The following is a 12,857-nucleotide window of genomic DNA, read 5'->3' on the forward strand; positions in this document are numbered from 1 at the left end:
AATTAATATGCAAATGCATAAATTGAGATATAAAGAAGGTCAAGCCAATGTCAGGTCGATCCTTTGCATGTTCATGCTGAAGCCGGGCATGAAGCGCCTGACAACGCCAGTTTCGATCACGGTGCGCTCTTCAGCGGTGTTCGCCTTTGACAGAGCTGCTTCAAGCTCCCCTTCGCCATTGGCGCCGAATTCACGGATGCCCCTGAGATCGGGCCACACCAGCCAGAACGACTTGCCGTCAGGTGCGATCCAGCCCGGCGCGATCTGCGGGGCATAGGCGCGCGACAGCGGATCACCGCCGGGAGTCCATGCAGTGTCTTCGTGAATCTGCCGCCACGGGCCGGTGGGATGCTGTGAAACCCAAAGTCCGAAGTAGCTGGCCTTGCCGAACTCGGTGCCATCTGATGCAACACCGATGCCTGCGCTGGACATCATGTAAAGGCCAAGTGGAGCGTTGTAGACCACGCTCGGCAGCCATGACTCAACGACCAGATCGCCGGGGAACAGGTTCACACTGTTGACCCAGCCCAGCGGAAAGGTGTGCACGGGCCTGCGCTCAAGGATATCAGCGCTCCAGCGCGGCCGGCCGGTGCGGTCATGGCCGGCAAAGAACTGGTAACCGGCTCTTCTGGCAAGGTCCTGCGGTTTGGCGCGGAACAGGACCAGTTCGTTCATCTTGCCATCGACGCTGCCGTTAAGGCCATAGACATGAACATAGCCGTCAGGGCCAGCCTTACCTGCGCCATATTGCAGGATCGAAAGCAGGGAAAAGCAGCCGTCGGGCTCGAAGAAGGCCATGCTGGCGCGGGACTGGTCCTTCCAATCTTCCCAAACCACTGGCGTTGAGCCATCCTGATTGCGCCAGATGGCGCCGTTGTCGGAAGACCAGATAAGCTTGGCCCCGGTCCAGCGGCGCGGCCGGTCCTCGGCATGATCGAGCGTTCCAAGGAATTGGTAGATAGTGTTCCCGACCTGCACCAGCCCGTGGCCGTAGTAATGCGGTGCCTCGGGCGGGCGTTCCGATCGATTGAGGATTGGGTAGCCTGCAAGATCAGCGAAATTGACCGCTCCGGGCCCGCCGACCATCTGCCATGTCCGGGCTGTGTAAAAGGCCTTGGGCGGATCTGCCCAGCCCGGTCCATCGTTGACCGCGATGAGGTGCGACCGATCGGGTCGCACCGTCATCTTGTAGCCATCGCCCAGCCCGCCAAGATTGCGGATCGTGTCATCGCGCCTTGTCGCGGAGACGACACGAACCGATCTGCGTGCCATTGCCGGCGAGGCAAGGGCGACGGATGCAACAAGCCCTTGGACAAGCAGTTCGCGGCGGGATGTCATGACGTTACTTGATCTCGTCCGCTGTCTTCATCTCCACGGTTCCGTCTTCCTTGACCTTGAACAGCGGATCTTCGCGATCGCAGTAGTATTCCATGATCTGGTATTCGGGATTGCGCTTGTATCCGTAGGTGAAGCGGTAAGGTTCGAGCAGGACCTTGGGATCATCGATCGTGATCTCGTTCTCGATCAGGCCGGGGCCGGTCACCTTGATCCGTTCGGTGATGGTCATTTCGTAGCTGTGCGGAATTTCGAAGAAGCGGGATTCTTCCTTCACGCCAATGGTCTTCACGACCAGCGTATCGCCTTCCCACTTGCCGACGGACATGCCGTAATAAGAGGGCGTCAGCTCTTCGAGCGCAGGCATCTTCTTGTTGAGGTAGATGCGGCGGGTCTGCGTGATGAATTCCGCTAGAACGGTGACTTGGCCGGGTGTCTGCAGGAATTCGAGAGGAAAGATCGCTCCCATGACCGAAGGCATGCCTTCAGGCGTGCACTGCGTGCTGGGATCGACCAGCGGCGTACCGGCCTTCAGCTTTGCATCGCGGTTGGCGCGCAGCGTTTTCCACTCGGTCGCGTAGGGCTCGCGTAGTTTCGGTCCGTCTCCGGGGACGGGAAGCTCGAGGAAGGTGTTCTCTTCACCTGCGAAGGGATCCGGGTAGATTTCCCAGATGCCGTTGATGTCAGGTTCGGCCTTGTTCGCCTGAACGGCTGGCTGCGCAGCGGCAGGCGCCGTTGCAGCTAGAGCCGAATTGGCAAGTCCAAGCGCAGCGACGCCAGCCAGAGCTTTGATGGCGATAAGACGCATGCAAGATTCTCCCGTGCGATCCGGCCCGATCCTTCGCCGCCCGCATCTGCTTGTTGCTTGAAGAAGGGGCGACTGCATCCGTCGCCCCCGGTAACTGATCGGCTTACCAGCCGCTGAGCGTGCGGCCGTCCGCAACCTTGATGGTCTTGAGCATGCCGCCCGGCTTGCCGTTGCGCAGCGGGAAGAAGGTGACATCCACCGTGTCACCCGCCTTGAGCGTGTTGTGCTTCCAGCCAGCGCGGCTCATCATGTTCACGCTGCTGCATTCGAAAGCATAGCGGGTGACGCCTGCCCCTTCCTTCACGTTCACGACCACGAACGAGTGCGGGTTGGTAAAACGGAATTCGGAAACGGTGGCGCGCACCTTGGTGGTGATCTTGGTCTGATCGAACATCGCGAAGGAATGGTGGGCGATGGCTGGCGACACGACGCCTGCAGCAAGCGCTGCTGCACCAATGAAGGCAGCGGTGGTCTTGCGGATGCGGATCATATGTACTCCTCTCGAACGATGACGTGCGCCGTAACAATGCCGATTTGCCTGCCAGATGAGTCGGCTGGCGAAGGGTATCTTGTCATCTGGCGGCGACCTGCAACCAATGGTGAGCGGAGTCTGCGAAGGAGCGAAGCCGATTACAGTTGTGAAACCGTTACAGTAGCGCTGAAAATCGTTGGTTTCAGGGCTGGAAAGGTTCGTGTAACGTCTGTCACAGGGCTTTGGCGTAAGTTGAAATTTTTCAACGGTCCTTGCCCTTTCAAAGTGATTGTTGATATTTGATCAATGGCTGACTTGAGGCAGGATGGCGACGAAGCGGCGCTTGACGAGGCAAGGTTCCTCGCTGCGGCCGCATGCGTGCGCCCTGGACTGGAAGGCAATCGATCGGACAAGTTGCTTCGCCTGTTCGACTTCCTCCTCAAGCGCAGTCTGGAAGGGCATCCGCCCACGGAGCAGCAGATCGCGGACGAGGTTTTTTCCACCGGACGCACCAACACGCCCCGTGGGGACGCCAATGTCAGGGTCTATGCTCATCGCCTGCGCAAGGTGCTGAAGGAACTTCCCCCAAGCGCTGATGGCGACCGGCTGGTTCTGCCGGTTGGAAGCTATCTCCTGCGGCTGGTGACTGATGCTCCGGAAAAGGATTCGGATGCCGGCGAAATTGCTGCGGCGGTTCCGGCTGCCCCGCGTTCCATGCTCACCCGTCCCATCTTCCGGTGGAGCGCCGTTCTGGTGTTGCTGTCAATGGCAGGGCTGGCGGCGTGGTTCGCGCTGAAGCCGACCGATGAGACGCGCTTGGTCGATTCCATGCCCTGGGCGGCCATCAGCGGATCAAGCCGTCCGATCACGGTGGTGATGGGCGACTACTATTTCTACGAAAGCCTGCCCGATGCTGCGGGCGAGAACCGGCGCAGGCCGGATACGCAAAAGCTTGTGTGGGATCGCCAGGTGCCGACCCCCGAGGACCTGATCATCTTCCAGATGCTCAACCCGGAAAAGGCCGATCGTGTGCTCGACACGAACCAGCACTATGTTTCATCAGGGACGATTGCCGGTGCGTTTGCTGTTCGGGCAGCGCTGCGGCGCGACGCCGTGTTCCGTCAGCGCGAGGTACGGCTGATCTCCGCATCGCAGCTTTCGCCAGACCTGCTGAAATCGACCGACGTGATCTACATCGGCCAGCTCAGCGGGGTCAGCGCGATCCTGCGCGATCCACTGGTGCAGGCGTCACCACTTCGGCTGGATGACGATCTGGTCAGCGTGACAGACATGGCCACTGGCAGGAAGTATCGATCGGACGGGGTCGAACTGCGCGACGAACAGATATCGCGACGCGATTATGGCTATGTCGCGCGAATTCCCGGGCCTGCGGGGAATACCCTGATCGTCATCGCGGCCCTGCGCGATCCCGGCCTAAGGGAAATGGCGGAACTTGTGGTCGATCCCTCACGCCTTGCACCGCTTCGGACCCAGGCCGTGCTGACTGCGCACGGGTTCGAGGCGCTTTATCAGGTCCGCACCCTGGGGAGCGTCAATCTCGGGGCGACGCCCGTGTTTCAGCGGGCGATCCGGACACAGGGCATCTGGGATCGTTCTGCCACGACGCCCGAATATCGCCCGATCGCTGCACCGAGCGCCACGCCGCGATGAAGGCATGGCCGGGTGTGAAAAGGAAACGTCCGGTTCGGCAATACGGCTCTGGCATCGGACAGGGCAGGATGGCAGCATGAAGATCCACCTGCACAGCGCAATCGCGTTCCTGAGCCTTGCCGCAATCCCTTCAATGGCTAAGGCCGATCCCGTCGACGATCTGGTCACTGCAGAAATGAAGCGGGGGCAAGTGCCGGGCATTGCGGTGGGCGTGATCGAACATGGCGTCTTGCGCAAGGTGCAGGGCTATGGCCTTGCCAATATCGAACTGCAAGCGCCGGTCCATCCCGACACGCTGTTCAAGGCCGGTGCGACCGGGATGCAGTTCACCGCGGCGGGCATCCTCCTGCTGGCGCAGGACGGCAAGATCGACCTGGACGATCCGGTCAGCAAATACCTGCCGGCTTTGCCAAGGACCTGGGCGCGGGTAACGATCCGGCAGCTGCTCAACCACACGTCCGGCGTTCCAGCCACGCCCAGCGGGGATTTCCAGAAGGAATATACCGAAGCCGAACTGCTGGCCATCATCGGCGGGCAGGAGACCAATTTCAAACCGGGAGAGCGCTGGCGGTTCAGCTATGCAGGCTATGTGGTGATGGGCTTCGTCATCCGGAAAGTGACCGGCGAAGACTTTGCCACTTATCTGCAGAAGCGTCTGTTCGCACCGGCAGGCATGGGCCGGGTGCGCGGGATCGATGAACTGGCGATCATTCCGGACCGCGCATCGGGCTATGAAGTGCGCGATGGCAAGCTGCGCAATGCCGAGAAGATCTCGGCTACGGCCAACTCGACAGCGGACGGGTCGCTCTATCTCTCGGTGCTCGATTATGCAGCATGGGCGCAGGTGATGGCGCGCAAGGGCATCCTGTCCCCAGCATCGTGGGAGAAGATGGCGCAGTCTGCGCAGCTGCGGGACGGCAGCCGCTGCGGCTACGGTCTTGGCTGGTATCAGGACGGCGGTGTCTGGTCGCATGCGGGATCGTGGCAGGGCTTCCAGACATTTGCGCTGCGCAATCCTGTGCAAGACGTGACAGTGGTTGTCCTTGCCAATGGCGAAGCGGCCGACGCGCCCACGCTTGGGCGCAGGATCGCCGGGCTGTGGCAGGCAGGATCGAACGGAGCGGGGCCGGTTGCCGCAACCGATCCGCACCAGATTGCGCGCGTCGAGGCCCTGCTCGATGAGCTTGCCGCCAACCGGGTAACCCCGGCAAAGTACGCCGACTATGCCAAGGTCGATCTGATGGAGATGGTGGCGCAATACGCGGGCACGATCGCGCCGCTGGGCGCCCGCCGCGAGGTTGCGGTGTTCGCCACGGAAAAAGGCTGCGGTGGCGTGGTCTCGCGCTTGCGTGCGCGCTATGACGGTGGTGTTCTGGACCTGCGGCTGATCGAGACTGCCGACGGGCACATCAGCAGCCTCGATATCGTACCGGTCAGCGCCTGGGATGTTCCGTTGTAGCCAGATCGGCAAAGGTCGGGCGTTGCAGCTGTAACAGGTCGGTGCTGCGGGTGTACCAGCCGGCGCCATGCATGCGCGCGACCAGATTCATCGCCAGCGTATCGACATGAAGGCGCTGTGGATCGACCAGCCCATCGGCAATATGGAATTGAATGACCTCACCCAGCACGACGGTGCTGGAGCCCTTCTCAAAGGTATCGAGCAGGCGGCATTCCATCGAGACTGGCGCGCTGGAGATGCGGGGCGCGGCAACTTCGAGCGAAGGTTCGACCGCAAGGCCGGCAAAGTCCACCTCGTCGAATCCGGGCGGCGCATCGATGCAGGTCATGTTCATGGCTTCAGCATCGTGTTCGCCCACAAGATTAACGACGAATTCGCGCGTATCGAGCACGTTGCGGGCGCTGTCCTTGTGTGTGCCATCGGCCCGCCGCATCATGCCGATGGCGACCAGAGGTGGTTCCGAACCCATCATGTTGAAGAAGGAATAGGGCGCGGCATTGCGAACACCGTCTGCGGAGACCGTCGTAAGCCAGGCGATCGGTCGCGGGGTGATTGCCGAGGCCATCAGCTTGTAGCGTTCGGCAGCGGTCAAGGTGCTGAAATCGAAATGCATCCGTTTCACTCCGCCCCTTCGCGCCGGACCGCGCGCTGCGGCGAGACGTTGACCGACAGCGAGAACACGTCCGGGCGGGCGTAGTGTCCAGTCACATCGAAATCGTACTTGGCACGGACCACATCGTCAGGATCAATATCGGCATAGAGAATGGTTTCGCCCGAATAATCCGGTCCGGCGAGGACCTGGCCGAGCGGCCCGACGATCATCGAGCCACCACGCAGCAGGAGCGTTTCGGGATCGTCACCCATCGCGCAATCGAAGTCTGCCGGATAGGCGGCACGGGTGATGTGCTGGCAGGCCGAAAGGACATGGCAGCGCCCTTCCAACGCGACATGGCGCATTGAGGCGGCCCAGGTGTCGCGATCGTCCGCCGTCGGCGCGCAATAGAGCGTGACGCCTTGGTCATACATCGCCATGCGCATCATCGGCATGTAGTTTTCCCAGCAGATGACAGCGCCGATGCGGCCAAGCGACGTATCGATGACCGGCATGGTCGATCCATCGCCGAAGCCCCAGATCAGACGTTCGGCACCCGTGGGCATCAGCTTGCGGTGCTTGGAAACGAGGCCCTTTTCGCCATCGAAGAACAGCGCCGTGCAATAGACTGTTCCGCCATCGCGTTCGATCACGCCCATGACCACAAAGGCGCCGGTTGCGCTGGTCGCTTCCTCGATCGTGCGCACTTCCGGCCCATTCAGATCTATCGCGGCGGCATGATAACGGCGGAAGTCTTCGCGGCCCTCTGGCTTGCGCATGCCGACCGGCGTGCCGAACGAAGCACCTTTTGGATAGCCTCCCAGAAAGGCTTCGGGAAACACGATGATCCGAGCGCCGTTCGCTGCAGCATCGTGAATCAGACCCGCAGCCTTCTGCGCGGAAGCAAGCGCATCATCGGGGAGGGACGCGGCCTGCACCGTGGCGGCCCTGAACGTTTGGGACATTGCGAACTCTTCTCTTTCAGGCCGCAGGGCAGCCAATTTCGGACAGGGGCACAGGATACTTGCCATATGGTCGGACGCAAGATATTTTAAGCCTATAATAAATTCGGTCCGGGGAGTGGAACAAGGAATGAGTCGTGCAAGAAGCCAGCTTTGACCAGTACCGCGAAGATGTGATCGGCCGTGCGAACGTGCCGGATACCCCCGAACTTGTTGCCTATTACCGCAGGCTCAAGGAGCTGGGTACCGGGGCGCTGTGGACGGTTGCGAACAAGATCGAGCCGTGGGAGCCCGCGTCGACATCGGTGCCGATGATCTGGCGCTACCGCGATCTGCGGGAGGATGTCTTGCGTGCGCTCGATCTCGTGACGCCGGAGCAGGCGGGGCGGCGGGTCGTCTACCTTGAGAACAAGGGGCGCAGCGATGTGGTTGCGGCTGTGGGCTGGCTCTATTCCGGGCTTCAGGTGATGAAGCCGGGCGAATGTGCATCGTCCCATCGGCACAGCGCATCGGCCCTGCGCTTCATCATGGAAGGCAGCGGCGCCTTCACCAATGTCGACGGGCAGAAGCTGACGCTGGGCGCGAACGATTTCGTCCTGACGCCCAACGGCACCTGGCACGAACACGGCGTGGCCGAAGATGGCGAAATCTGCATCTGGCAGGACGGCCTCGACATCCCGATGATGAACGCCCTGGAAGCCAATTTCTACGAGGTCCACCCCGATCTTAACCAGGCGGTCAGCCATCCCGTCGATGCTTCGGTGGCAACCTGGGCCAATGCGGGCCTGCGCCCCTGGGGAGACACTTGGCACAAGCGCTATTCGCCCCTGCTCAAGTACGAATGGGCACCGACTTACGAGGCCCTGCAAAGCTATGCCCGCGTCACTGATGGTTCGCCCTATGATGGCGTCTTGATGGAATATGTGAACCCGGCAACTGGTGGCCCCGTGATGTCAACCATCGGCGCGCACATGCAGATGCTGCGGCCCGGCGAACGCACCAAGGCGCATCGCCAGACCGGCAGCTTTGTCTACCAGTGCTGCAAGGGCAAGGGCTGGTCGATTATTAATGGCCAGCGCTTCGACTGGCAGGAGCGCGACATCTTTGTCGTCCCGGCTTGGATGTATCACGAACATGCCAATGCTTCGGAAAGCGAGGACGCCTGCCTGTTTGCCTTCCACGACCTGCCCGTGATGCGGGCGTTGGGCCTATATCGCGAGGAAGCACTGGCCGAGAACGGCGGCCACCAGCCGGTTCTCGTCTGAATTCACAAGAAGGATCTGCAATGAAGCTTGTTACCTACAGGGCCAATGTCGAGGCCGAAGCGAGGCTTGGGGCGCTGGTTGACGGACTCGTCGTTGATCTTGCCAGCTACGGCGAGGCCAACGGCGTTGAACTGCCATCGTCGATGCTCGAACTCATCGATCTTGGACCGCAGGCCGTGGCGCAGGTCAGCGCCATGCTTGCGAAGGCGGGCAGTCTCTTCCCGTTGGGAACTGCTGTGCCGCTGGCAAATGTTAAGTTGCTCGCCCCGATTCCGCGGCCGCGCAAGAATGTGTTCGGCATCGGCCTCAATTACACCGAACACGTCGCCGAAAGCGCCAAGTCGCTGGACACTTCAGCCGATCTGCCACGCCAGCCGGTGATCTTCTCAAAGCCGCCGACGAGCGTGATCGGACCTGACGAACCGATCGTGCATGATGCGAAGATCACGCAGCAGCTCGACTGGGAAGTGGAACTGGCGACCATCATCGGCACCCGGGCCAAGCGCGTTTCGCGCGAGGATGCCCTGAACTACGTCTTCGGCTACACTGTCTGCATCGACATGAGCGCGCGCGATTGCCGCCGCGCCGGACAGTGGATCTATTCCAAGGGGCAGGATACTTATTGCCCGATGGGGCCGGTCGTCGTCACGGCAGACGAAATTCCTGATCCGCAGACGCTGGACCTTTGGCTTACCGTCAACGGCGTGGAAAAGCAGCGCAGCAATACCGCCTATATGCTGTTCAAGGTTGACGAGCTGGTGTCCGACATCAGCCAGGGCATCACGCTGGAGCCGGGCGACATCATTGCGACCGGCACGCCTGCCGGAGTGGGCGCTGGCCGTGATCCGCAGGAATGGGTCTGGCCGGGCGACGTTATCGTGGCGACCGTCGAAGGCATCGGCACGCTGCGCCATCCGGTTGTGGCAGCCTGATCGCTTCCTCTCTCCCTTGATAAGGCTTTCGCTGGCCGCGCCGTGATGAACGGCGCGGCCTTTGCGTTCTGGACGCACTCGGGCGGAATGCAGGCAGCCGAAATAAAGTCAGGCCGCTTCTGCCAAGCCATCGGCGATGCGCGGACGCAGATCGTCCGGCCAAGGCGTCGATCGATGCGTGCCGAGATCCATGCAGACCAACGTGACCTGAGCGCGCAGGCGCTCTTCGCCATGGCAGGCGAAACGTATATCGAGATCGCAGCTGCTCCGCCCGAGCTTTACCGGCAGGATGGAAATCGTGAGGTTGTCGCCCAGACGGCTCGGAGCGGTAAATTCCACCTGCAGCTTCACAGTGGGCACGCCGATCTTGCGGACGACATGGAGCATGTGAAAGCTGGCACCCAAGGCCCTGTCACACCAATCCTCCACCGCTCCGTTGAGCATTTCCAGATAGCGTGGGTAGAATACGATCCCGGCTGCGTCGACATGCGCAAACCGCACGAGCGCCGTGGTTTCGAAGGCGGTACTCAAGTCTTGTCCCCTAACAGTCTTCGTACTTCGCCCAGTCCGTCGACCAGCTGGTCGATGCGGGCTGGCGGCACATCCCGGAATATGTCTGCAATCCAGCGGTGGTGAGCCTCGGCCAACTGCTTGAACTGGCGTTCGCCCTCTTCCGTGAGAGACACGATGGCTGAGCGACCGTCCTGCGGGTCCGGTTGCGACAGGACCAGCCCCTGGGTGTGCAACTGGCGAACGATCGATGTGACGTTGCCATTGGATACGAGCAACGCCTTGGACAGGCGACCCATGCTCATGCCATCAGGTTCGCGGTGGAGGGCTGCCATCACGTCAAAGCGTGGCAGGGTCGTATCGAACTGGTCCTCGAAGTTACGGCGCAACTGCTTTTCGCCAATCTTGGCGCAGCGCAGCAAGCGCACCCACAGGCGCAGCTCCGGTGAGCCTGCGCCTGCAGGTTCCTCTCGCGCGGACCGTTCTTCCATCTCCATCCCCAATGTCATCCGAACAACGGTTCAGGCTTTGCCTGATCGCGTCGCTGCCGACAACCGGATCGCCTGAGCGTGGCCAAGGATGTAGGGGGGCGGCACGAACTGGCCCTTGTCGTCACACGCTGCTGCTGCGCGCATGGTCCAGACGGGATCGGCCAGGTGAGGCCGACCGAGAGCCACGAGATCGGCCCGGCCCGCGGTAACGATGCTGTTGACCTGATCAGAATCGACGATGTTCCCAACGGCAATCACGGGCACTTGCGCGGCGTTGCGGATATGATCGGCCATCGGCGTCTGGAACATGCGTCCATAGACTGGCCTTGCAGTTGACGACGTTTCACCAGCGGAAACATCGATCAGGTCTGCTCCAGCCGATTTCAGCATGCGGGCAATCAGCACAGCTTCGTCAGGCGTGACGCCTTCGTCGCCGACCCAGTCGTTGGCGGATATGCGCACGGCAAGCGGCCTGCTTCCAGGCCAGACCGTTCGCGCCCCCGCCACGACCGCAAGGGGGAGGCGCATGCGGTTTTCAAGGCAGCCGCCATAGTCATCGGTGCGGTGATTGAGGATCGGGGTTATGAAGCTGGACAGCAACGATCCGTGCCCGGCATGAATCTCGATCATGTCGAATCCAGCCTCGTCCGCCCTTCTGGCCGCAGCAACGAACTGTTGAACGATATGCTCTATCTCCGAAGCAGCGAGTGCTCGCGGCATGATGCCGCCTGACTTCCACGGGATCGGTGAGGCCGCAATGATCGGCCATGGCGCGTCCATCGGCTCGTCGTAAGTGGTGCCAAAAGGTATTTTGCAAGAGGCTCGTGGTCCGGCATGGCCAATCTGGGCGCATGTGCGGGCCTTGCTGTGATCGCGCGCGAACCGGACAATCTCGCGCCAGCTATCGACGTGGCGGTCATTGTACAGACCGGGGCAGGCAGGCGTTGCGCGCCCCTCGGGTGAAACTGCCAACGTTTCGGTCATGATCAGGCCCGCGCCACCAAGTGCGCGCGCGCCATAGTGAACGTGGTGGAAGGGCGTGACGGAGCCGTCTTGCGCTGCACTGTATGTCAGCATGGGGGGGACGACGACCCGGTTTGCAAGCTGCATATCACGAAGCGCGAATGGTGCGAACATCGGCTGGCACGGCTGGTTGGCGTCAGCCGCTTCGGCAAACCACCTTTCGACGCCATCGAGCCAGGCCGGATCGCGCAGGCGCAGGTTCTCATGGCTGACGCGCTGGCTGCGTGTCATCAGGGAATACGTGAACTGCATCGGATCGAAGCTGATGTAACGATCGAGCGTTTCGAACCATTCAGTGGAATTGCGCGCGCTGTTCTGGATCTTCAGCACTTCGACTTGGCGTTCGTCTTGGTACTCCTCAAGCGCGCGAGCCATCGATGCGCGGTCCTGAACTTCGGCGCGACTGATGACGTCGGCAAGCTTTATCGCGTCTTCAAGCGCGAGCTTCGTGCCGGATCCGATCGAGAAGTGTGCCGTGTGGGCCGCGTCGCCCAGAAGCACGACATTGTCGAACGACCAGCGGTTGCAAATGATGCGCCGGAAGTTGATCCATGCGGCAGATCCTCGCAGGTGGCTGGCATTGGTCAGCAGGGCATGACCATCGAGATGGCGGGCGAAGATCCGCTCGCACAGGGCGATCGAATCTTCAGGCTCCATCTTGTCGAGGCCAAGGCCTTCCCAGGTTTCGGGCGAGCATTCGATGATGAAGGTCGAGTGGGTTTCATCAAAGCGATAGGCATGTGCCCAGATCCAACCCGCGTCGGTCTTCTCGAATAGAAACGCGAATGCATCGAACATGCGGGTGGTGCCCAACCAGCAGAAGCGATTGCGACGGACGTCGATATCAACGCCGAAGCGATCAGAATACTTCGTGCGAATCTGGCTGTTGATGCCGTCCGAGGCGATGATCAGGTCATAATCGGCATAAGCGGCAAGATCAGTGCTGAATTCTGTTTCGAAATAAAGGTTCACGCCCAATTGCTGGGCACGATCCGTCAGAATGCGTAGCAGGTTCCGGCGACCGATGCCAATGAACCCGTGCCCCCCGGAACTTACCGATCGGCCGGAAACGCTGACTTCGATTTCGTCCCAGTGAGCAAAGCTGTCACGAATGGTCGACGCGCTGACCGGATCATTGACGAGGAGATTTTCCATCGTCTGGTCCGAAAAGACGACGCCCCAGCCAAAGGTTTCGCCTTTGCGATGACGTTCGAAAACATCGATCTCAAGCTGCGGGTCACGCAGCTTTGCCGATATGGCGAAATAGAGACCGGCAGGGCCGCCCCCGAGACAGGCAATGCGCATTGGACACCTCATTTTGCTTTAGGCCTAAAGCA

The 12,857-nt window shown here is 61.0% G+C and carries 12 protein-coding genes; 4 read left to right on the forward strand and 8 right to left on the reverse strand.

Annotated features, from left to right (window positions below):
- Window positions 1–39: 39 nt before the first annotated feature.
- The 3 genes from HGI47_RS06350 to HGI47_RS06360 form a co-directional block, all read right to left on the reverse strand.
- A complete protein-coding gene (locus HGI47_RS06350) occupies window positions 40–1,272 on the reverse strand; it encodes a hypothetical protein (RefSeq protein WP_240950026.1) in 1,233 nt (410 codons plus the stop codon).
- Between the two features lie 70 nt (window positions 1,273–1,342).
- Complete coding sequence (locus HGI47_RS06355; protein WP_206066037.1) at window positions 1,343–2,143, reverse strand: hypothetical protein; 801 nt, start codon at window positions 2,141–2,143, stop codon at window positions 1,343–1,345.
- Window positions 2,144–2,246: 103 nt separating this feature from the next.
- Window positions 2,247–2,633 (reverse strand): DUF6152 family protein, encoded by a 387-nt coding sequence (locus HGI47_RS06360; protein WP_144903465.1) that lies wholly within the window; start codon window positions 2,631–2,633, stop codon window positions 2,247–2,249.
- Window positions 2,634–2,921: 288 nt separating this feature from the next.
- Between HGI47_RS06360 and HGI47_RS06365 the strand changes: the two genes are divergently transcribed.
- Both HGI47_RS06365 and HGI47_RS06370 read left to right on the forward strand, forming a co-directional pair.
- Window positions 2,922–4,286, forward strand: coding sequence for a hypothetical protein (locus HGI47_RS06365; protein WP_168851976.1), 1,365 nt, complete (start codon window positions 2,922–2,924; stop codon window positions 4,284–4,286).
- 76 nt (window positions 4,287–4,362) lie between these two features.
- Window positions 4,363–5,745: a serine hydrolase gene (locus tag HGI47_RS06370; protein WP_168851977.1), complete on the forward strand. Its 1,383-nt coding sequence runs from the start codon at window positions 4,363–4,365 to the stop codon at window positions 5,743–5,745.
- Here HGI47_RS06370 and HGI47_RS06375 read toward each other — a convergent pair.
- The gene (locus tag HGI47_RS06375) at window positions 5,720–6,358 is read right to left on the reverse strand and encodes a flavin reductase family protein (protein WP_168851978.1); all 639 of its coding nucleotides are present in this window, start codon (window positions 6,356–6,358) and stop codon (window positions 5,720–5,722) included. The two genes, HGI47_RS06370 and HGI47_RS06375, sit on opposite strands and share 26 nt — an antisense overlap.
- Window positions 6,359–6,363: 5 nt before the next feature.
- Window positions 6,364–7,302, reverse strand: coding sequence for a carbon-nitrogen hydrolase family protein (locus tag HGI47_RS06380; RefSeq protein ID WP_168851979.1), 939 nt, complete (start codon window positions 7,300–7,302; stop codon window positions 6,364–6,366).
- 134 nt (window positions 7,303–7,436) lie between these two features.
- Between HGI47_RS06380 and HGI47_RS06385 the strand changes: the two genes are divergently transcribed.
- Both HGI47_RS06385 and HGI47_RS06390 read left to right on the forward strand, forming a co-directional pair.
- A complete protein-coding gene (locus HGI47_RS06385; protein WP_168851980.1) occupies window positions 7,437–8,564 on the forward strand; it encodes a cupin domain-containing protein in 1,128 nt (375 codons plus the stop codon).
- A gap of 20 nt (window positions 8,565–8,584) precedes the next feature.
- The gene (locus HGI47_RS06390) at window positions 8,585–9,496 is read left to right on the forward strand and encodes a fumarylacetoacetate hydrolase family protein (RefSeq protein ID WP_168851981.1); all 912 of its coding nucleotides are present in this window, start codon (window positions 8,585–8,587) and stop codon (window positions 9,494–9,496) included.
- A 108-nt stretch (window positions 9,497–9,604) separates the two neighbouring features.
- On the opposite strand, the gene HGI47_RS06395 is transcribed toward HGI47_RS06390, so the two are convergent.
- The 3 genes from HGI47_RS06395 to HGI47_RS06405 are packed head-to-tail and all read right to left on the reverse strand — an operon-like array spanning window position 9,605 to window position 12,825.
- On the reverse strand, window positions 9,605–10,027 hold the full coding sequence (locus HGI47_RS06395; RefSeq protein ID WP_168851982.1) for a thioesterase family protein: 423 nt from the start codon (window positions 10,025–10,027) through the stop codon (window positions 9,605–9,607).
- The gene (locus tag HGI47_RS06400) at window positions 10,024–10,497 is read right to left on the reverse strand and encodes a MarR family winged helix-turn-helix transcriptional regulator (RefSeq protein WP_168851983.1); all 474 of its coding nucleotides are present in this window, start codon (window positions 10,495–10,497) and stop codon (window positions 10,024–10,026) included. The genes HGI47_RS06395 and HGI47_RS06400 overlap by 4 nt, the downstream gene beginning before the upstream one ends.
- 30 nt (window positions 10,498–10,527) lie before the next feature.
- The gene (locus HGI47_RS06405; RefSeq protein WP_168851984.1) at window positions 10,528–12,825 is read right to left on the reverse strand and encodes a bifunctional salicylyl-CoA 5-hydroxylase/oxidoreductase; all 2,298 of its coding nucleotides are present in this window, start codon (window positions 12,823–12,825) and stop codon (window positions 10,528–10,530) included.
- Window positions 12,826–12,857 lie beyond the last annotated feature (32 nt).

It is taken from the genome of Novosphingobium sp. ERN07 (assembly GCF_012641335.1).
In the GTDB taxonomy this organism is placed as follows: Bacteria; Pseudomonadota; Alphaproteobacteria; order Sphingomonadales; family Sphingomonadaceae; genus Novosphingobium.